The organism is Acidovorax sacchari (assembly GCF_042847045.1).
In the GTDB taxonomy this organism is placed as follows: domain Bacteria; phylum Pseudomonadota; class Gammaproteobacteria; order Burkholderiales; family Burkholderiaceae_C; genus Paracidovorax; species Paracidovorax sacchari.
The window spans coordinates 2,788,093-2,806,759 of the sequence record NZ_AP035783.1; the positions used below are offsets into that span (position 1 = coordinate 2,788,093).

At 65.7% G+C, this 18,667-nt stretch carries 20 protein-coding genes; 14 read left to right on the forward strand and 6 right to left on the reverse strand.

The annotated features are described in order from the left end of the window. Positions 1-29: 29 nt before the first annotated feature. The gene (locus tag ACGHC0_RS12590; protein ID WP_368355515.1) at positions 30-1,925 is read left to right on the forward strand and encodes an acyl-CoA dehydrogenase; all 1,896 of its coding nucleotides are present in this window, start codon (positions 30-32) and stop codon (positions 1,923-1,925) included. A gap of 75 nt (positions 1,926-2,000) precedes the next feature. On the opposite strand, the gene xopG is transcribed toward ACGHC0_RS12590, so the two are convergent. Continuing rightward, positions 2,001-2,678, reverse strand: a complete 678-nt coding sequence (gene xopG, locus ACGHC0_RS12595; protein WP_368355516.1) for a XopG/HopH/AvrPtoH family type III secretion system effector — start codon at positions 2,676-2,678, stop codon at positions 2,001-2,003. 277 nt (positions 2,679-2,955) lie between these two features. Between xopG and ACGHC0_RS12600 the strand changes: the two genes are divergently transcribed. From ACGHC0_RS12600 to ACGHC0_RS12625, 6 genes are all read left to right on the forward strand, one after another. Then, positions 2,956-3,747 (forward strand): SDR family oxidoreductase, encoded by a 792-nt coding sequence (locus ACGHC0_RS12600; RefSeq protein ID WP_368355517.1) that lies wholly within the window; start codon positions 2,956-2,958, stop codon positions 3,745-3,747. A gap of 97 nt (positions 3,748-3,844) precedes the next feature. After that, positions 3,845-4,261: a PaaI family thioesterase gene (locus tag ACGHC0_RS12605; RefSeq protein ID WP_368355518.1), complete on the forward strand. Its 417-nt coding sequence runs from the start codon at positions 3,845-3,847 to the stop codon at positions 4,259-4,261. Positions 4,262-4,332: 71 nt separating this feature from the next. Further along, on the forward strand, positions 4,333-5,349 hold the full coding sequence (locus ACGHC0_RS12610; protein WP_368355519.1) for an NADP-dependent oxidoreductase: 1,017 nt from the start codon (positions 4,333-4,335) through the stop codon (positions 5,347-5,349). Further along, entirely contained in the window at positions 5,349-5,819 is a 471-nt protein-coding gene (locus ACGHC0_RS12615; RefSeq protein WP_368355520.1) for a GNAT family N-acetyltransferase, read from the forward strand. Before ACGHC0_RS12610 ends, ACGHC0_RS12615 begins: the two co-directional genes overlap by 1 nt. 34 nt (positions 5,820-5,853) lie before the next feature. Further along, complete coding sequence (locus ACGHC0_RS12620) at positions 5,854-6,810, forward strand: glutathione S-transferase family protein (RefSeq protein ID WP_415265736.1); 957 nt, start codon at positions 5,854-5,856, stop codon at positions 6,808-6,810. After that, positions 6,807-7,712, forward strand: a complete 906-nt coding sequence (locus ACGHC0_RS12625; protein ID WP_415265737.1) for an SDR family oxidoreductase — start codon at positions 6,807-6,809, stop codon at positions 7,710-7,712. The genes ACGHC0_RS12620 and ACGHC0_RS12625 overlap by 4 nt, the downstream gene beginning before the upstream one ends. A 47-nt stretch (positions 7,713-7,759) precedes the next feature. On the opposite strand, the gene ACGHC0_RS12630 is transcribed toward ACGHC0_RS12625, so the two are convergent. The 4 genes from ACGHC0_RS12630 to yedA form a co-directional block, all read right to left on the reverse strand. Continuing rightward, positions 7,760-8,518, reverse strand: coding sequence for a 3-hydroxyacyl-CoA dehydrogenase (locus ACGHC0_RS12630; protein ID WP_368355523.1), 759 nt, complete (start codon positions 8,516-8,518; stop codon positions 7,760-7,762). Between the two features lie 127 nt (positions 8,519-8,645). Next, positions 8,646-9,698 (reverse strand): extracellular solute-binding protein, encoded by a 1,053-nt coding sequence (locus tag ACGHC0_RS12635; protein ID WP_415265738.1) that lies wholly within the window; start codon positions 9,696-9,698, stop codon positions 8,646-8,648. A 229-nt stretch (positions 9,699-9,927) separates the two neighbouring features. Continuing rightward, positions 9,928-10,233 carry an SWIB/MDM2 domain-containing protein gene (locus ACGHC0_RS12640; protein ID WP_011795954.1) on the reverse strand — a complete coding sequence of 102 codons (306 nt, stop codon included), beginning with the start codon at positions 10,231-10,233 and terminating at the stop codon, positions 9,928-9,930. Positions 10,234-10,442: 209 nt separating this feature from the next. Continuing rightward, positions 10,443-11,372, reverse strand: a complete 930-nt coding sequence (gene yedA / locus ACGHC0_RS12645) for a drug/metabolite exporter YedA (protein ID WP_415265739.1) — start codon at positions 11,370-11,372, stop codon at positions 10,443-10,445. A 93-nt stretch (positions 11,373-11,465) separates the two neighbouring features. Between yedA and ACGHC0_RS12650 the strand changes: the two genes are divergently transcribed. Beyond that, positions 11,466-11,957, forward strand: coding sequence for an Lrp/AsnC family transcriptional regulator (locus ACGHC0_RS12650; protein ID WP_415265740.1), 492 nt, complete (start codon positions 11,466-11,468; stop codon positions 11,955-11,957). 22 nt (positions 11,958-11,979) lie between these two features. On the opposite strand, the gene ACGHC0_RS12655 is transcribed toward ACGHC0_RS12650, so the two are convergent. Next, complete coding sequence (locus ACGHC0_RS12655) at positions 11,980-12,936, reverse strand: DMT family transporter (protein WP_415265741.1); 957 nt, start codon at positions 12,934-12,936, stop codon at positions 11,980-11,982. 64 nt (positions 12,937-13,000) lie between these two features. On the opposite strand from ACGHC0_RS12655, the gene ACGHC0_RS12660 reads away from it, so the two are divergent. The 6 genes from ACGHC0_RS12660 (at position 13,001) to rplT (ending at position 18,620) form a co-directional block, all read left to right on the forward strand. Further along, complete coding sequence (locus tag ACGHC0_RS12660; RefSeq protein WP_368355528.1) at positions 13,001-13,429, forward strand: gamma-glutamylcyclotransferase family protein; 429 nt, start codon at positions 13,001-13,003, stop codon at positions 13,427-13,429. Between the two features lie 250 nt (positions 13,430-13,679). Continuing rightward, the gene (gene aceA, locus ACGHC0_RS12665; RefSeq protein ID WP_092833445.1) at positions 13,680-14,999 is read left to right on the forward strand and encodes an isocitrate lyase; all 1,320 of its coding nucleotides are present in this window, start codon (positions 13,680-13,682) and stop codon (positions 14,997-14,999) included. Positions 15,000-15,264: 265 nt separating this feature from the next. After that, positions 15,265-17,184 carry a threonine--tRNA ligase gene (gene thrS / locus ACGHC0_RS12670; RefSeq protein ID WP_368355529.1) on the forward strand — a complete coding sequence of 640 codons (1,920 nt, stop codon included), beginning with the start codon at positions 15,265-15,267 and terminating at the stop codon, positions 17,182-17,184. Between the two features lie 87 nt (positions 17,185-17,271). Next, the gene (gene infC / locus ACGHC0_RS12675) at positions 17,272-17,859 is read left to right on the forward strand and encodes a translation initiation factor IF-3 (protein WP_074686782.1); all 588 of its coding nucleotides are present in this window, start codon (positions 17,272-17,274) and stop codon (positions 17,857-17,859) included. A 170-nt stretch (positions 17,860-18,029) separates the two neighbouring features. Beyond that, positions 18,030-18,233 carry a 50S ribosomal protein L35 gene (gene rpmI, locus ACGHC0_RS12680; RefSeq protein ID WP_011795946.1) on the forward strand — a complete coding sequence of 68 codons (204 nt, stop codon included), beginning with the start codon at positions 18,030-18,032 and terminating at the stop codon, positions 18,231-18,233. A 24-nt stretch (positions 18,234-18,257) separates the two neighbouring features. Next, on the forward strand, positions 18,258-18,620 hold the full coding sequence (rplT, locus tag ACGHC0_RS12685) for a 50S ribosomal protein L20 (RefSeq protein WP_011795945.1): 363 nt from the start codon (positions 18,258-18,260) through the stop codon (positions 18,618-18,620). Positions 18,621-18,667: the final 47 nt, after the last annotated feature.

Consider the following 18,667-nt stretch of genomic DNA (forward strand, 5'->3'; position numbering starts at 1 on the left):
CCAACTTCGTTCCCTGCGGAAATGCGTCCATGCCATTGCGTTCCACCCTCGACTTCCTGCTCCACGACTGGCTCGATGCCGCCGCGCTCACGCAGCGGGAGCGATTCGCCGACCATTCGCGCGAAACCTTCGACGCCGTGCTCGACACCTGCGAGCGCATTGCCCGGGAGAAATACGCCCCGTTCAACCGCCTTGTGGACACCGAGGAGCCGCGCATGGAAGACGGGCGCGTCGTGCTGCCCCGCGCCACGCACGAAGCCCGGAGGGCCTATGCCGAGTCGGGCATGCTGAGCGCGGCCCAGGATTACGCCATCGGCGGCATGCAGTTGCCCTACACCCTGGAGGCTGCGGCCAACAGCTTCTTCGCGGAGGCGTCGATCAGCATCGGCTCCAACCTGCTCACTGTCGGCAACGCCAACCTGCTCATGGTGCACGGCACCGAGGCCCAGCGCGAAGTCTTCGCCCTCAACGAATTCAACGGGCGCTGGTCCGGCACCATGTGCCTCTCCGAGCCCCAGGCAGGCTCCTCGCTCTCCGACATCGCCACGCGCGCCGTGCCTGATGGAGACGATTTCGAGTCCGATCCGCTCGGCCCGCGCTACCGCCTGGCCGGCAACAAGATGTGGATTTCCTCCGGCGACCACGAGATGACCGAGAACATCGTCCACCTCGTGCTGGCCAAGATCCCCGGGCCGGACGGCCGCCCGGTGCCCGGCGTGAAGGGTATTTCGCTCTTCATCGTGCCCAAGCATCTGGTGGACCGCTCCGGGCAGCTCACCGGCGAGCGCAACGATGTGGCTTTGGCGGGCCTCAACCACAAGCTCGGCTGGCGGGGCACCACCAACACGCTGCTCAATTTCGGGGAGGGCACGTACCCCGTGCGGGCAGGGCAGGGGCCGGGCGGGCTGGACGGCCGCGGCGCGGGCGCCATCGGCTACCGGGTGGGCGGGCCGGGCGACGGCCTGAAGTGCATGTTCCACATGATGAACGAGGCACGCATCGGCATCGGCATGGCCGCCACCATGCTCGGCCTGGCCGGCTACCGCGCGAGCCTGCAGTACGCCAAGGACCGCACCCAGGGCCGGCCGATCGTGCCGCGCTCGGCAGCGGGCGACGGCAAGGCCGGCAAGGACGCCTCCGCGCCGCCCGTGCGCCTCATCGAGCACGCCGACATCCGGCGCATGCTGCTGGCGCAGAAGAGCTACGGCGAAGGCGCGCTGGCCCTCAACCTCTACTGCGCGCGCCTCGTGGACGAGCAGCACACGGGCAGCCCGGATGCCGCCGACGAGGCGCGGCTGCTGCTGGAGGTGCTCACGCCCATCGCCAAGAGCTGGCCCAGCGAATGGTGCCTGGAAGCCAACTCCCTGGCCATCCAGATCCACGGCGGCTACGGCTACACGCGCGACTTCCCGGTGGAGCAGTACTGGCGCGACAACCGCCTCAACATGATCCACGAAGGCACGCACGGCATCCAGGCGATGGACCTGCTGGGCCGCAAGGTGGTCATGGAAGGGGGGCGCGGCCTGCAACTGCTTGCCGGGCGCGTGAACGCCACCATCCAGCGCGCCATGGAGCAGCCCGAACTTGCCGCGCATGCCAATGAGCTGGCCCGCGCGCTGTCCGAAGTCGGCGCGGCCACCAAGGCGGCCTGGGCCACGGGCGAACCTGCCGAGGCCCTGGCCAACGCCGTGCCCTACATGCAGGCGGCCGGGCACATGGTGCTGGCCTGGATATGGCTGGACATCGCGGTCGCCGTGCTCGCCCGGGCTGCGGCGTCTGCGTCGCCCCTGGCAGCCGACGACACGGGCCGGCTGGGTGCCATGCGCTATTTCTTCCGCTATGAGCTGCCCAGGATCGGGGCCTGGCTGAACGTCGTCCGCACCCGCGACATGACCTGTGTGGAGATGCCTGAAAATGGATTCTGATCGCTGCAGCCGGCTGCGCGCGATGATGGAGTTCGCGCCTCCCCATGGTTCATGGGAAGGGCGTTGTCTGCTCCGTCAGTCGCTTCGGTAACCTGAATGATGGTAGCTTTTTCTTTTCGGCAAGCCGTGTTCCGCCCTGACCGAGTTTTCAGAAGGTTCACCGGTTGCCGAATATTTATATTCTCCGAGTCCGACCGCTCGCAACTCTTCTTTGCCAGCAGGTGATTCAGGGTCGGTGGGATCACCGGAATTTCCTATCCAGGTACCGGCCATCATGTGTTTGGCATGCACGAGTTCATGGGCCAGAAGGCTCACCTTGTCCGTATGGCTGGCGCACGGGCCCGTGGGGTCTCCATCCGGGTCCAGTCCCATACTGGTCTGATGTGCTGTCCAGGATACCAGCGCGCTCGAGCCTTCATTGGGGCCGCTGCGGGTCTTGATGGCATACCGCTCCTCGGCAATTTCATTGATCTTGCTGAAACTGGTTGCGTTGGAGTGCCTTTCCAACTGATGGCGGGACAGCACGCCTTGCGCGCGCGGCCCTGCTCTGGAGGGCTCCATTTCGTGAATGGTGAGCTTGTGGTTCCGCCTGTCGCCGATCTCTGCCAGTTCTCTGAGCAACTGGCCGCCTGAAGGGCGGGACTGAATGGCATGCAGATGGACGTTCACTTCAGCGGTGAATCTTTGCAGCTCGCGTTCTTCGTTTCGAATGCTCTGAGCGTAAATATTTCTGTAATTTGTTTCTATGGGCATATGTCAGCCTGACAGTCTGGTTAATCCTATTCTCGATATGTCCGGGCATGAACGGCTGAACCGCGACGAATGGATTGAATGCCAGGCGAAGCGATCTTCCTGATTGCAGTGCACGGTGCGGTGGTTCCTGAGTGGATTCCCTACCGTCCCACCAATCTTCGCGCTGCCATTGGGCACGGGCCCGACAATCACTCTCGCGACAATGCCATCCATTCGGCCCTCCCATAATGGCCCGGCACATCAATCCGCATCCCATTACTCCAGGAGACGCATACCCATGACCCGCACGGTCCAGCAACTTTTCGACCTTTCCGGCAAGACCGCCCTCGTCACTGGCGGCTCGCGCGGCCTCGGGCTGCAGCTGGCCCAGGCGCTGGGCGAGGCGGGCGCGAAGATCATGCTGACGTCCCGCAAGGCGGCCGACCTGGAGGAGTCCGCTGCCACGCTGCAGGCCGCGGGCATCGATGCGCGCTGGATCGCCGCCGACTGCGGGCAGGAGGCCGACATCCAGCGCCTCGCGCAGGAAACGCTGCAGCGCATGGGCGATATCGACATCCTCGTGAACAATGCCGGTGCCAGCTGGGGCGCTCCCGCCGAGGACCATCCCACCGCGGCGTGGGACAAGGTCATGAACCTCAACGTGCGCGGCTACTTCCTGCTGTCGCAGGCCATCGCCAAGCAAAGCATGATCCCGCGCCGCAGCGGCCGCATCATCAATGTGGCCTCCATCGCAGGGCTGGGCGGCAACCCCGTCCAGATGAAGACCATCGCCTACAACACCTCCAAGGGTGCAGTGATCAACTTCACGCGTGCGCTGGCGGCGGAGTGGGGCGTCCACGGTATCAATGTCAACGCCATCTGCCCGGGCTTCTTCAAGACCAAGATGGCCTCGGTGCTCATCGAGACCCTGGGCGAGCAGAAGATGGCAGAGCACGCGCCGCTGCGCCGCCTGGGCGACGAGGAAGACCTCAAGGGCCTGTGCCTGCTCTACGCCTCGGATGCCGGCAAGCACATCACCGGCCAGTGGATGGCCGTCGATGGCGGCGTCAGCGTGGTGACCGGAGGCTGAGGCTGTACAGCGCACGGCACAGTGCAACGCCTGCATCGCTGCGGCGACTGCGTTCGCTATGCTGGCAGCTTCCCCAGATCCTGATGGAGTGTTCCCCGTGTTGAGCTTCGGCGCCGAAATTCCCTTTGTCAGCCACCTCGGCTTCACCCTGCACCATATGCAGGGCGGAGAATCCGAACTGCACTACACCGCGCAGCCGGACCACCTGAATTCCTTCGGCGTCACCCACGGCGGCGCCACCATGACCCTGATGGATGTCGCCATGGCCACGGCGGCCCGCAGCGACATACCGCCCGACATCGGCGTGGTCACCATCGAGATGAAGACCAGCTTCATGCAGGCGGCCCGCGGGCCGCTGGTGGCGCGGGGCCGGCTCCTGCACCGCACGACCGCGCTCGCGTTCACGGAAGCCAGCATCTACGACGCCGAAGGCCGCCTCTGCAGCCACGGCACCGGTACCTTCAAGTACATGAAGCGGCCCGCACAGCCCGCGGCATCGGTTCCCACCGACTGACCCGTCACCCGCGCCGCCATCCACGCCGTTTCCCACGCCTATCTGTTTTCCCGAACACAAGGAGATACCCCATGCCACGCAACCAGCAGATCCTCCTGGACAACCGCCCGCAGGGCGAAGCCAGCACCGGCAACTTCAAGCTCGTCGCCACCGACACGCCCGCGCTGCAGGACGGCCAGGTGCTCGTGCGCCACCATTACCTGAGCCTGGACCCGTACATGCGCGGCCGCATGAACGACAGCAAGAGCTACGCCGCGTCCCAGCCCCTGGGCGAAGTCATGATCGGCGGCACCGTCGGCGAAGTGGCGGAAAGCCGCCACCCCAAGTTCGCCGTGGGCGACAAGGTCGTCGGCATGGGCGGCTGGCAGGAGTGGAGCGTGGTGGACGGCAACGCTCCCGGCATGCTGCGCAAGGTGGACACCACCCACGTGCCGCTGTCGCACTACCTCGGCGCGGTGGGCATGCCCGGCGTGACCGCCTGGTACGGCCTCGTGAAGATCATCGAACCCAAGGCCGGCGAGACCATGGTGGTAAGCGCCGCCTCGGGTGCCGTGGGCAGCGCCTTCGGTGCCCTTGCCAAGGCACGCGGCTGCCGCGTGGTGGGCATTGCCGGCGGCCCTGAAAAGTGCCGCTATGTGACCGAGGAACTGGGTTTCGATGCCTGCATCGACCACCGCGAGCACGGCGACCTCAAGAGCATGTCCCAGGCCCTGAAGCAGGCCTGCCCCCAGGGCATCGACGGCTACTTCGAAAATGTCGGCGGCTACATCCTCGATGCCGTGCTGCTGCGCGCGAACGCCTTCGCGCGCGTGGCCATCTGCGGGATGATCGCCGGCTACGACGGCCAGCCCCTGCCGCTGCAGAACCCGGCCCTCATCCTGATCAACCGCATGAAGGTGCAGGGCTTCATCGTCAGCGAGCACATGGAGATCTGGCCCGAGGCGCTCAAGGAACTGGGCGGGCTCGTCGGCTCGGGCAAGCTCCGCCCGCGCGAGACGATCGCGGAGGGCATCGCCGCCGCGCCGGAAGCCTTTCTCGGCCTGCTCAAGGGCAAGAACTTCGGCAAGCAGCTGGTCAAGCTGGTCTGATGGCCGCGTCCCTGCTATGGCACTGGTCCCGCTTCGACGATCTCGGCGTGCATGCGCTGCACGATGCGCTCGCCCTGCGCTGCCGCGTGTTCATCCTGGAGCAGGGCCCCTACCAGGACCCCGACGGTGCCGACAAGTGCGCGTGGCACCTGCTCGGGCGTGACGCCGGAGGGCACCTGCTGGCCTACCTGCGCGTGGTCGATCCCGGGGTGAAGTACATGGAGCCGGCCATCGGCCGCGTGGTCACGGCGCCCGAGGCCCGCGGCTCGGGCGCCGGCCGCCTGATCGTGCGCGAAGGCCTCGCGCGCTGCGCGGCCGCATGGCCGGGCAGGGCGGTGCGCATCAGTGCGCAGGCCCACCTGCAGCGCTTCTACCGCGAGGCCGGGTTCACCACGGTCTCGCCCGAATACCTGGAGGACGGCATCCCCCACGTCGAGATGCTGTGGACGCCGACCTCCGCTCCGGCGTAACCTGCGCCTGCCCGGAAACCCACCAGGAGAAGCCATGGCCCCGTCCCTGCCCGAACCCATCCTGCACCACTATCCCTCGTCGCCGTTCTCCGAAAAGATCCGGCTCGCCCTCGGCTTCAAGCAACTGGCCTGGAAGTCGGTGATCGTTCCCAGCATCGCGCCCAAGCCCGACGTGGTCGCGCTCACGGGCGGATACCGCCGCACGCCGTTCCTGCAGGTCGGCGCCGACATCTATTGCGACACGGCCCTCATCTGCGACGTGCTGGAGCACCTGCAGCCCGAGCCGGTGCTGTATCCCCTGGCCCTCAAGGGCGTGTCCCGCGTGTTCGCCCAATGGTCGGATACGACCCTGTTCTGGGCCGCCATGGCCTACAACCTCCAGCCGCGGGGCGCGGCCGAGCTGTTCGCCAACCTGCCGCCCACGGCCGCCCAGGCCTTCGGTGCCGACCGCAAGGCCATGAGCGCCGGCATGAACCGCCTGCGCCCGCAGGATGCCACGGCCGCCTACCGCTCCTACCTGCGGCGCATCGCCCACATGGTCGAGGAGCACGACTACCTCTTCGGCGCAGAACCCTGCGTGGCCGATTTCGCCGCCTACCACCCGCTGTGGTTCACCCGGCAGTGCGTCCCGGTGATGGCCGACATCTTCAAGGCCACCCCTGCCGTGCTGGAGTGGATGGACCGCATCGCCGCCATCGGCCATGGCCGCATGGAGAAATTCAGCGCCCAGGATGCCATCACGGTGGCCGCCGGGGCGGAGCCGCTGCCGCTCGTGGACGACGTCTTCCAGGACGAGCACGGCATACCGCTGGGTGCGCACGTGTCGATCGCCGCGGAGAGCTTCGGCACCGAGCCGACCGAAGGCCGCCTCGTCGCCGCCACCCGCACGCGCTACACGCTGGCGCGCACCGACCCTCGCGCGGGCACGCTCCACGTGCACTTCCCGCGCATCGGCTACACGCTCACTTCCACGGAGACAACCACACCATGATCGAAGACTTCCAGGGCAAGACCGCCGTGCTCACCGGCGCCGGATCGGGGTTCGGGCTCGAATGCGCCCGCATCGGCGCGCAACGCGGCATGCGCCTCGTGCTGGTCGACGTGCAGCAGGACGCGCTGGACCGGGCCGAGGCCGAGATCCGGGCCGCCGGAGCCGACGTGCTGGCCAGGCGGGTGGATGTTTCCGACGCCGGGCAGATGGAGCGGCTCGCCTCCGACGTCCGGGAGCGTTTCGGTGCCCCGCATTTCGTCTTCAACAATGCCGGCGTGGGAGCCGGGGGACTGGTGTGGGAAAACACCGTCGCCGACTGGAACTGGGTGCTCGGCGTGAACCTCATGGGCGTGGTGCATGGCGTGCGCCTCTTCACACCCATGATGCTCGATGCCGCACGGCAGGATCCGGCCTGGCGTGGCCACATCGTCAACACCGCCAGCATGGCCGGCCTGCTCACGCCCCCGAACATGGGCATCTACAACGTGAGCAAGCACGCCGTGGTGAGCCTTACCGAAACGCTGTACCAGGATCTGGCCCTGGTCACGGACCAGATCAGCGCCAGCGTGCTCTGCCCGTATTTCGTACCCACCGGCATCGGCCGCAGCGAGCGCAACCGGCCGGACGCGGTGACCGCGCCCCCCACGCGCAGCCAGCTCATCGGCCAGGCCATGACCGACAAGGCCGTGGGCAGCGGCAAGGTCACGGCCGCCGAGGTGGCGCAGATGGTGTTCGACGGCATCTCCGCCAACCGCTTCTACCTCTTCAGCCATCCCCAGGCGCTGGGCAACGTGCAAAGCCGCATGGAAAGCATCGTCGGCGTTCGCAATCCTCCGGACCCGTTCTTGGAGCGCCCTGACATCGGCCTGCGCCTGCGCGAGCAACTGCGCGCATCGACCTGACACCCGCACCCTGTCCTGCCCTGGCGGTTGCCTCCCGCCCGGCCCCTTCAGCGCGGTGCGAGGCGGATGGCGCCGTCCAGCCGGATCACCTCGCCATTGAGCATGTCGTTCTCGAAGATGTGGCGGGCCAGGCGGGCATAGTCTTGCGGCGTGCCGAGCCGGCTCGGGAAGGGCACGCCTGCGGCCAGCGCGTCCTGCACCTCCTGCGGCATGCCGAACAGCATCGGCGTGCCGAAGATGCCGGGCGCGATCGTCATGTTGCGGATCCCGTTGCGCGCCAGGTCGCGCGCGATGGGTAGCGTCATGCCCACGATGCCGCCCTTGGATGCGGAATAGGCCGCCTGGCCGATCTGGCCGTCGTAGGCCGCCACGCTGGCCGTGGAAATCAGCACCCCGCGCTCGCCGGTGGACTCGGGCTCGTTGCGGGCCATGGCCTCGGCCGCGAGGCGGATCATGTTGAAGCTGCCGATCAGGTTCACCGTCACCGTCTTGGCGAACAGCGCCAGTCCATGGGCACCGTTCTTGCCCACCGTCTTCTCGGCGGGGGCGATGCCCGCACAGTTGACCAGTCCCATCAGCTTGCCCTGCGCCACGGCCTGCGTCACCACCGCCTGGCCGTCGGCCTCGCTCGTCACGTCGCAGCGCACGAAAGTGCCGCCGATATCGCGTGCCACGGCTTCGCCCTTGTCCGCCTGCATGTCCGCGACGACCACGCGGCCGCCTGCAGCGGCGAGCATGCGTGCCGTGCCTTCGCCCAGGCCCGACGCGCCGCCCGTGACGATGAATACCTTGCCCTGGATCTCCATGGAACTGTCTCCTTGATAGTTTGACGTTGACGTAAACGTCAATTATGAACCAGAAAACAGCCACGCCACACGTACGAAAGCCCGGCAGGCCGGGCTTTCGTGGGGTGAGGGCGGCGCGGAACGCGGCTTACTTGAAGCCGACCCGGTCCAGCATCTGCTGCACCTTGGGCATGTGCTCGCCCACGGCACTGATCGGGATCGTCTCGCTCTTGAACGGCTGGCCGCCGGTCATGGCACGCAGCGCGGGATTCTCGGACACCACGCCCTTGGCCGCCGGCCACTCGTTGTTGCCGTTCGCGAAGTAGTTCTGGGCCACGGGACTGGCCAGGTACTCGAGGAACTTGACCGCATTGGCCTGGTTCTTCGAATACCGCGCCACGGCACCGCCCGCGATGTTCATGTGCGTGCCCCACGACTGCTGGTCGGGGAACACCACCGCCACCTTGCTGGCCACGTCCTTGTCCTCCGGCTTGTCCGACCGCATGATGCGGGCCAGGTAATAGCTGTTCGTGACGGCGATGTCGCATTCGCCCGCCGCCACGGCGCGGATCTGGTCGGTGTCACCGCCCTTCGGGGGACGCGCGAGGTTGGCGACCACCCCCTTGAGCCAGGCTTCGGCCTTCTGCTCGCCCAGATGCTCCGTCACCGCGCCGAACAGGCTCAGGTTGTAGGGGTGCGAGCCCGAGCGGATGCAGATCTTGCCCTTGTTCTTCGGGTCGCCCAGTTCTTCGTAGGTGTCCACGTCGTCCTTGTTCACCTTCGCCTTGTTGTAGACGATGACGCGTGCGCGGGTGGACAGGCCGAACCAGGCGATGCCGCCATCGGCGGCAGGACGCGCGCGCAGGTTCGCGGGAATCGCGTCTTCCAGGGCCTTGGATTGGATCGGCAGGAAGAGGCCGTCCACCTCGCCGCGGTAGAGGCGGGCCGCGTCCACCAGCAGGATCACGTCGGCCGGGGAGGCGGAGCCTTCGGCCTTCAGGCGCGCCATGATCCCCGCGTCATCGGCATCCACCCGGTTGACCTTGATGCCGGTGGCCTGCGTGAATCCGCTGTAGAGCGCCTCGTCCGTCGCGTAATGGCGTGCCGAGTACAGGTTCACGACCTGTTCCTGGGCGAGCGCGGTGCCGGCGATGGCCAGCAGGCTGGCGGATGCGATGAAGCTCAGGATGCGGTTGCGCATGCGGTGGTTCTCTCTCTCTTGGTGGTCGGTGGAAGATGGTCCCGGAAGAGCGGGAATGATATGGCAGACGCGAATCATTCGCGATAAAGACCGGCGCCAGCCCATGGCATTGCAGGACCGGCCTGCCATCGGCGCCTCACGGGCAAAGAAAAAGCCGGCAGGGCCGGCTTCTTCCTTGAGGGGCGACCGGAAACCGGCCACCTTCGGCCCCGCATGGGGCCGAGGCACGTCACTTCACGTGCTTGCCGATCAGGCCGGCCATCTCGAACATGGAGACCTGCGGCTTGCCGAACACTTCCTTCAGCTTCGCGTCGGCGTTGATCATGCGCTTGTTGGCGGCGTCCTGCAGGTTGTTGGCCTTGATGTAGGCCCACAGCTTGCTGATGATCTCCGTGCGGGGCAGCGGGTCGGAGCCGACCACGGCGGCCAGCGCCGGGCTGGGCGTCAGGGCCTTCATGAAGGCGGCGTTGGGCGTGCGCTTCTTGGCGGGCGCCGCGGCCTTGTCGGCAGCCGGAGCTTTCTTTGCAGTTGCCATGTTGGTTTTTCCTTGTTGGGAGTGAAATAGCGGTGACCAGCGAAAACCTGCTGTTCACTGGTTCGGCGAATGCTAATGGCAAAAAAACGCCTTTCCAAGGGAAGAGCGCGTTTTTTTGCCTCCAGTTGTTGCGACCCGGCCGTCGAAAGCGGCGTACGTTTCGAGGTGCGGAAAATCAAGGCCTGCGATACGTCCTCCGACGCCTGCCTCTAACGGCTCCGTACCCGGCGCTGGCCCAGCAGGATCATTCCCACGGCGAGCAAAATCACCGCGCAGGCCCAGCCCTCGCGGGAGGAAATCGCTTCGCCGGCCAGCGCGCAGCCCAGGGCGAGCGCCACCGCGGGGTTCACGAACGCATAGCTGGACGCCAGCGCCGGGCTGGCATGGGCGAGCAGGTACAGGTATGCGCTGAAGGCGACCAGGGAGCCGAACACCACCAGATAAGCCCAGGCGGCGAGCGCCGCTGCGCTGGGCGGCCAGGCGGGGCGTTCTCCCAGGGCGAAGGAAATCGCCATGAGCACGGCACCGCCGCACAGCATCTCGCTGGCAAACCCCATCGGCCCGGGAGCCAGCGGCAGGCGCGTAGTGGAGAGCACCGAGCCGAGCGACCAGCATGCCGTGGCCGCCAATGCGCACGCCACGCTGGCCGGGGCTGCGGAGAAACTCTCGCCCCGCATCAGCAGCGCCACGCCCAGCGCGCCGAGGCACACCCCGGCCAGTTCCCAGGCACCCGGGCGGCGTCCCCAGAACAGGCCCCAGCCGGTAACCATCAGCGGCACGGAGGCGACGCATGTCGCGATCAGCCCGGAGCCCACGTGCAGGCTGGCCGTGGCGATGAGTCCCATTCCGGCCCCGAGCATCAGGCTGCCCACGATGAACGCGTTGCGCCATTGCCGCGCAGTGGGGAGCAGGGCAGCGACTCCCGCACTGCGGCCTCGCCAGGCCATGAACAGCGCCAGCAGCACGCCCGCCAGCAGGAACCGGGAGCCCATCTGGAAAAACGGCGGGAAGCTCTCCAGCGCAATCCGGATCGCCAGGTAGGTGGAACCCCAGACCAGATAGCAGCACAGCAGGGCCAGCAGCGTGCCTGCCGGAAGGCGGGCCGTGGTGAAAAAAGTCGGAGCGGTGGTGGTCGGCATGGCCCATATCCTATGAAAGCTGTCGGGCGCACAACAGGGCAATCCAAAGGTTAAATGGCTGCCTTGCCGGTGTTTTCATGGCAAAATGGCAGGATGACCGAAAAGACAGACATCGACGGCTACGATGCCCGCATCCTTGCGGCCCTCCAGCAGGATGGCCGCATCACCATGGCCGAACTGGGGCGGCAGGTGCATCTCAGCCAACCTGCGGTCACCGAGCGGGTGCGCAAGCTCGAGGCGGCCGGCATCATCCGGGGCTATGGCGCCCGGGTGGACCATGCCGCCCTGGGCTATGGCATCCGCGCCATCATCCGGGTGGGGCGCGCGGAGTATGCGCGCGTCGTGCGGCTCATCGAGCAGACGCCCGAGGTGGTCAATGCCTACAACGTGACCGGTGACGACAGCTGGATCCTGGAGATCGTGGTCATCGACGTCAGCCACCTCGACGCGGTCGTGACCGCGTTCTGCCTGCTGGCCGAAACCTCCACCTGCATCGTGCTCAACGCGCCGCGGGAAAACGCCCCGGTACTGCCGGCCCGCCGCGACAGCATCAGGCCGCCCTTCCGCAAGGTCACGGGCCGCTGAGGCCGCGCGGCAGGTTGTCCGCTCAGGCCTGCGGTGGCTGCCCGCCGGACGCCGCCGGTTTCCGGCGCCCTGGCAGCGTGGCCAGCACCACGCTCGCCACCGCGATCCCGAAGGCCACCAGTTGCAGAGGGGTGAACCGCTCGCCCAGCACCACCACGCCGACCAGCGCTGCACTGACAGGCAGCATCACGGTGAAGACACCGCCCTGTGCGGCAGGAACGACCTTCAGTCCGGTCATCCACAACCAGACGGTCCACACGCTCGCGGCCAGCGCATAGAACACCAGCAGCAGCCACATACCCGGCTTGAGCGACGAGAAATCGAACTGCAGCGCCACATACAGCCCCATCGGCGTGGCCAGCAGGAACCCCCACAGGTTGATCAGCGCCGTGATGCGGCGCGGGCCCAGCGTGCCCGTGAGCTTCTTGCCGATCACCGAGTAGGCCGCCTCGCAGATCACCGCGCCGATCAACAGCAATTGCCCGAGCCAGACGAGGTGGCGGGGCTGGGCAACGCCCTGCGTGCCGGAATCGGCATGCGCGCCGGCTCCCGGCTGCGCCACGGAAAACAGCGCGATGCCCAGTACCGCGAGGCCTACGGCCGCCCAGGTGCGGCGGGGCACCCGCTCCTTCAGGAAACACCAGCTCATCACCGCGACCGCCGCCGGAATGCCCGCCATGGTGACGCCGGCAGTGACCGCGCTGGTCAGCCCGACGCCCGAGATCATGCACAGCGTGAACAGGAAATTGCCCAGGAACGATTCCAGGAACAGCAGGCGGCGCACCTGCGCAGACATGGGGGGCTCGTCCGCCGGCTTGCGCAGCCACGACAGCATGCCCAGGCCACCGATCCCGAACCGCATCCATGCCAGCAGGAAGACCGGCAGCGCCTGGGACAGGGGTTTGGAAAGTGCGACATAGCTGCCCACCAGGATCATGCTGAGGGCAAGGCAGAGATAGGCGACTGGACGGCTGGGCATGCGGCGATCGCGGCCCGGCTCGATAGACTGCAGGGCCGACGCTGATTTCTAGGACCCATGCATCATGCCTCAGCCGCCGCGCTCCGATTCCGCTCGCCATGTATTCGTCTACGGCACCCTGCGCCGCGGAGGGAGCAACGACATCACCCGGCTCGATCCGCCACCGGTGCCCGTCGGCACGGCAGCGGTGCCCGGCGTGCTCTACGACCTCGGTGCCTACCCGGGCATCGCGCTGACCGGCCCTGCATCCGAAGGGGAAGGGCGGGTGCCCGTGCTGGGAGAGGTCTATGCAATCACCCCCGCGCTCGAGCGCTGCCTGGACCGGATCGAGGAGATCTGGCCCGAACCGTCCGGCGAATACGTCAAGCGCGAGGTGGTGGTTCGCCTCAAGGAGGGTGGGGCGGAGCTTTCGTGCCTGATATATGAGATCGCGCCAGCTTTCCTGCGGGGTGCGCCCAGGCTTCTACATGGGGACTGGATGGCAGCGCGCTGAAATTTCACCCACGAAACGCCCATGCCGTATTGTGAAAAGGTGAAATGTTGCGGTGCCGCATAATTTCTCGATACGAGAAAATGCATTTTGCAATTCGAAATTAGACACGTAAGTCATTGATTTTATTGGATAAAATTTTATGTCTTATATAAGACATAAGAGCTTGCGCGGGTCTTCTACAAGACCTAAAGTTGTCTCCAAGGACGGCACACACCGCCTTCGTGTTTCCACCCACTTCCTGGAGATGACCATGCCCCAAACCTTCAATGAGCAACTGAGCCGTGAACAGCAAATCGCCGCCCTGGAAAAAGACTGGGCGCAGAACCCCCGCTGGAAGGGGATCAAGCGCGGCTACAGCGCCGCCGATGTCGTGCGGCTCCGCGGTTCCTTCCAGGTCGAACACACGCTGGCGCGCCGCGGCGCTGAAAAGCTCTGGAACCTCGTCCACAACGAACCCTACGTGAACTGCCTCGGCGCTCTGACCGGCGGCCAGGCCATGCAGCAGGTCAAGGCCGGCATCAAGGCGATCTACCTGTCCGGCTGGCAGGTGGCCGCCGACAACAACGAGTACGCCGCGATGTACCCCGACCAGTCGCTGTACCCCGTGGATTCCGTGCCGAAGGTCGTGGAGCGCATCAACAACAGCTTCACCCGCGCCGACGAGATCCAGTGGGCCAAGGGCGTGAACCCCGGCGACGCAGGCTTCATCGACTACCACGCCCCGATCGTGGCCGATGCCGAGGCCGGCTTCGGCGGCGTGCTCAACGCCTATGAACTCATGAAGGCCATGATCCGGGCCGGCGCCGCGGGCGTGCACTTCGAAGACCAGCTCGCATCGGTCAAGAAGTGCGGCCACATGGGTGGCAAGGTGCTGGTGCCCACGCAGGAAGCCGTGCAGAAGCTCATCGCCGCGCGCATGGCCGCCGACGTGTACGGCGTGCCCACCCTGGTCATCGCCCGCACCGACGCCGAGGCCGCGGACCTCATCACCAGCGACTACGACGAGAACGACAAGCCCTTCCTGACGGGCGAGCGCACCGCCGAAGGCTTCTACAAGACCCGCAAGGGCATCGACCAGGCCATCAGCCGGGCCGTGGCCTATGCCGACTACGCGGACCTCGTCTGGTGCGAGACCGGCACGCCGGACCTGGAGTTCGCCCGCAAGTTTGCCGAGGCCGTGCACGCCAGGCACCCGGGCAAGCTGCTCGCGTACAACTGCTCGCCGTCGTTCAACTGGAAGAAGAACCTCGACGACGCGACCATCGCCAAGTTCCAGCGCGAGCTGGGCGCCATGGGCTACAAGTACCAGTTCATCACGCTGGCCGGCATCCACAGCATGTGGTTCAACATGTTCGACCTGGCGCAGGATTACGTGAAGCGCGGCATGTCCGCCTATGTGGAAAAGGTGCAGGAGCCCGAATTCGCGGCCCGCGAGCGCGGCTACACCTTCGTGTCCCATCAGCAGGAGGTGGGCACGGGCTACTTCGACGAGGTGACCACCGTGATCCAGGGTGGCAAGTCCAGCGTGACCGCGCTGACCGGCTCCACCGAGGAAGAGCAGTTCCATTGATCATCCGCCGCGGGCGGGCCCTTGCGGCCCGCCCGCGGGCACGGGTTAGAATGCCTGCATCAACCACTTGCAAGGGCGAGAAAGGCATGACGGTTATGACACCGCGAACTACGGAGATCTCCTCCAGCAGCCGCTAGGCTGCATGTTCGCGCCTGCACGTCACTCATTGTTGCCTGCACCCCCGAAAAAGCGCGGACATCGTTCCGCGTTTTTTTTCGCCTTCGCTTTTCTCGCGCACCCTCCCGTCGAACCAAGGCTCCATCACATGATCCGGATCACGCTCCCCGACAACTCCCAACGCGAATACGCCGGCCCCGTCTCCGTGGCCGACGTGGCCCAGTCCATCGGGCCGGGGCTCGCCAAGATGACCGTGGCCGGCAAGGTCGATGGCCGCCTGGTGGACGCCAGCGATGTGATCGACCACGACGCGCGCCTGCAGATCATCACTCCGCGGGACCAGGAGGGCGTGGAAATCATCCGCCACTCCTGCGCCCACCTGGTGGGCCATGCCGTCAAGCAGCTCTACCCGACGGCGAAGATGGTGATCGGCCCGGTGATCGAGGAGGGCTTCTACTACGACATCGCCTATGAGCGTCCCTTCACGCCCGAAGACCTCGCGGCGATCGAGCAGCGCATGAAGGAACTCATCGCGCAGGATTACGACGTCGTCAAGAAGATGACGCCCCGCGACGAGGTGATCGAAGTCTTCCGTGAGCGTGGCGAGGAATACAAGCTGCGCCTCGTGGAGGACATGCCCGACGAGAAGGCCATGGGCCTGTACTACCACCAGGAATACGTGGACATGTGCCGCGGCCCGCATGTGCCGAACACCCGCTTCCTGAAAGTGTTCAAGCTCACGCGCGTCTCCGGCGCCTACTGGCGCGGCGATGCCAAGAACGAGCAGCTGCAGCGCATCTACGGCACCGCCTGGGCCGACAAGAAGGACCTGGAGGCGTACGTCAAGCGCATCGAGGAAGCCGAAAAGCGCGACCACCGTCGCCTCGGCCGCGAGCTCGACCTGTTCCACATCGACGAGCACTCCCCCGGCACGGTCTTCTGGCACCCGAAGGGCTGGACGATCTGGCAGGGCGTGGAGCAGTACATGCGCCAGGTGTACCGCGACAACGGCTACCAGGAGGTCAAGGGCCCGCAGATCCTCGACAAGCACCTTTGGGAGAAGACGGGCCACTGGGACAAGTACCGCGAGAACATGTTCACGACGGAGAGCGAGAAGCACGACTACGCCCTCAAGCCGATGAACTGCCCCGGCCACATCCTGATCTTCAACCAGGGCGTGAAGAGCTACCGCGACCTGCCGCTGCGCTACGGCGAGTTCGGCCAGTGCCACCGCAACGAACCCACGGGCGGCCTGCACGGCATCATGCGCGTGCGCGCCTTCACGCAGGACGACGGACACATCTTCTGCACCGAGGACCAGATACAGCAGGAGTGCATCAACTTCACGGCCCTGCTGCAGAAGGTCTACAAGGATTTCGGCTTCACCGACATCATCTACAAGGTGGCGACGCGCCCTGAAAAGCGCATCGGCTCGGAAGAAAGCTGGGACAAGGCCGAGAATGCCCTCATCGAGAGCCTGAAGGCCTCGGGCTGCGACTACCAGATCGCGGTGGGCGACGGCGCGTTCTACGGCCCGAAGCTCGAGTACACGCTGCGCGACGCGATCGGCCGCCACTGGCAGTGCGGCACCATCCAGGTGGATCCGTCCATGCCGGAGCGCCTGGGCGCGGAATATGTGGGGGAGGACGGCCAGCGCCACCGTCCCATCGTGCTGCACCGCGCCATCGTCGGCAGCCTGGAGCGTTTCATCGGCATCCTGATCGAGCAGCACGCGGGCGCACTGCCCGTCTGGCTGGCCCCGGTGCAGGTGGCGGTGCTCAACATTACAGGCGCGCAGGACGATTACTGTCGCGAAATTGCCGCAAAGCTCCAAAAAGCGCTGCCGAATCAAGGCCTTAGGGTAGAGCTGGATCTGCGCAACGAGAAGATTACGTATAAAATACGAGAGCATTCGTTGCAAAAGCTGCCCTATATCCTCGTCGTCGGTGACAAGGAGAAGGCGGCTGGAGCCGTTGCCGTGCGGGCGCGGGGTAACCGTGATCTGGGTGTGATGCCGCTGGAGGCCTTCATTTCCCTGATCGGGCAGGACATCGCCGACAAGGTCTGATGTGCTGCCGGGTACGCCGCAGAGATCCCGCCATGCCACGGCGTATCGCCACATTTTTCGTGGCTTGTTGATTGAAGGAATACAGCCATCGCTACTGAATTTCGTGACCGTCGCCAGCGCGAGGAGCGCAAGCACCGCCTGAACCGTGAAATCATGGCTCCCGAGGTTCGCCTCTCCGGGCCGGACAACGAGCCGCTCGGGGTGGTCAGCCTCATGGAAGCCCTCCGCATGGCGGGCGAGCTGGATGTGGACCTGGTGGAGATTGCCGCTACGGCCAACCCTCCCGTGTGCCGCCTTGTGGACTATGGAAAGTTCAAGTACCAAGAGCAGAAGCGCGCGGCCGAGGCCAAGGCCAAGCAGACGGTCATTGAAATCAAGGAAGTGAAGTTCCGTCCCGGTACGGACGACGGCGACTACAACATCAAGCTGCGCAACATCCGCCGTTTCCTCGCCGAAGGCGACAAGTGCAAGATCACGCTCCGCTTCCGCGGGCGTGAAATCACCCACCAGGAAATCGGCCTCGCGCTGCTCAACCGCATTCGCGACGACCTCGGTGACACCATCGTGGTCGAACAGTTTCCGAAGCTCGAAGGGCGCCAGATGATCATGATGATCGCGCCCGGCAAGCGCAAGCCCGCCGCGAAGGCGGTGGCGGAAGGGGCCCCGGCCACCTGAGTGGCGGGCCAGGAGTGTCTCCGGATGCATGCGAGTGCATCCGGGCATGGCATGGGTCTCGTACCCTGCCGCGGCCGTCCATGGCGGCCGCAAAAGAAGTGGCTCGGGGCCTGCAAGTTTGCAGATGGGTCTGCAAACGCCTCGCGAGCACGACAAAAAGGAGCATTGAAATGCCCAAAATGAAGACCAAGAGCAGCGCGAAAAAGCGTTTCCGCGTTCGTCCCGGTGGCACCGTCAAGCGCGGTCAAGCCTTCAAGCGTCACATCCTGACCAAGAAGACCACCAAGAACAAGCGTCACCTGCGCGGTGCCGTGTCCGTGCATGAGACCAACATGGGTCACATGGCACAGATGCTGCCCTTTGCCGGCCTCTGATTCAGACGAACAAGGAGTACACACATGCCTCGCGTCAAACGTGGTGTAACGGCACGCGCCCGTCACAAGAAAGTTCTGGCCCTCTCCAAGGGTTTCCGCGGCCGCCGCGGCAACGTCTTCCGCATCGCCAAGCAGGCGGTGATGAAGGCAGGCCAATACGCCTACCGTGACCGCCGTACCAAGAAGCGCGTGTTCCGCCAACTGTGGATCGCCCGTATCAATGCCGCTTCTCGCGAACTGGGCCTGACCTACAGCCAGTTCACGAACGGCCTGAAGAAGGCTGCCATCGAGATCGACCGCAAGATGCTGGCCGACCTCGCGGTGCACGACAAGGCTGCCTTCGGCAGCATCGTGGAACAAGTCAAGGCCAAGCTGGCCGCCGCTTGATCTCACGATCGGCAGCTATCCTCTCCGGGTAGCTTGCCTGCGCAACA

Coding starts and splice junctions, on each gene's coding strand:
- ACGHC0_RS12590 (WP_368355515.1), top strand. CDS start 30: ATGCCATTGCGTTCCACCCTCGACTTCCTGCTCCACGACTGGCTCGAT.
- xopG (WP_368355516.1), bottom strand. CDS start 2,678: ATGCCCATAGAAACAAATTACAGAAATATTTACGCTCAGAGCATTCGA.
- ACGHC0_RS12600 (WP_368355517.1), top strand. CDS start 2,956: ATGACCCGCACGGTCCAGCAACTTTTCGACCTTTCCGGCAAGACCGCC.
- ACGHC0_RS12610 (WP_368355519.1), top strand. CDS start 4,333: ATGCCACGCAACCAGCAGATCCTCCTGGACAACCGCCCGCAGGGCGAA.
- ACGHC0_RS12615 (WP_368355520.1), top strand. CDS start 5,349: ATGGCCGCGTCCCTGCTATGGCACTGGTCCCGCTTCGACGATCTCGGC.
- ACGHC0_RS12620 (WP_415265736.1), top strand. CDS start 5,854: ATGGCCCCGTCCCTGCCCGAACCCATCCTGCACCACTATCCCTCGTCG.
- ACGHC0_RS12625 (WP_415265737.1), top strand. CDS start 6,807: ATGATCGAAGACTTCCAGGGCAAGACCGCCGTGCTCACCGGCGCCGGA.
- ACGHC0_RS12630 (WP_368355523.1), bottom strand. CDS start 8,518: ATGGAGATCCAGGGCAAGGTATTCATCGTCACGGGCGGCGCGTCGGGC.
- ACGHC0_RS12635 (WP_415265738.1), bottom strand. CDS start 9,698: ATGCGCAACCGCATCCTGAGCTTCATCGCATCCGCCAGCCTGCTGGCC.
- ACGHC0_RS12640 (WP_011795954.1), bottom strand. CDS start 10,233: ATGGCAACTGCAAAGAAAGCTCCGGCTGCCGACAAGGCCGCGGCGCCC.
- yedA (WP_415265739.1), bottom strand. CDS start 11,372: ATGCCGACCACCACCGCTCCGACTTTTTTCACCACGGCCCGCCTTCCG.
- ACGHC0_RS12650 (WP_415265740.1), top strand. CDS start 11,466: ATGACCGAAAAGACAGACATCGACGGCTACGATGCCCGCATCCTTGCG.
- ACGHC0_RS12655 (WP_415265741.1), bottom strand. CDS start 12,936: ATGCCCAGCCGTCCAGTCGCCTATCTCTGCCTTGCCCTCAGCATGATC.
- ACGHC0_RS12660 (WP_368355528.1), top strand. CDS start 13,001: ATGCCTCAGCCGCCGCGCTCCGATTCCGCTCGCCATGTATTCGTCTAC.
- aceA (WP_092833445.1), top strand. CDS start 13,680: ATGCCCCAAACCTTCAATGAGCAACTGAGCCGTGAACAGCAAATCGCC.
- thrS (WP_368355529.1), top strand. CDS start 15,265: ATGATCCGGATCACGCTCCCCGACAACTCCCAACGCGAATACGCCGGC.
- rpmI (WP_011795946.1), top strand. CDS start 18,030: ATGCCCAAAATGAAGACCAAGAGCAGCGCGAAAAAGCGTTTCCGCGTT.
- rplT (WP_011795945.1), top strand. CDS start 18,258: ATGCCTCGCGTCAAACGTGGTGTAACGGCACGCGCCCGTCACAAGAAA.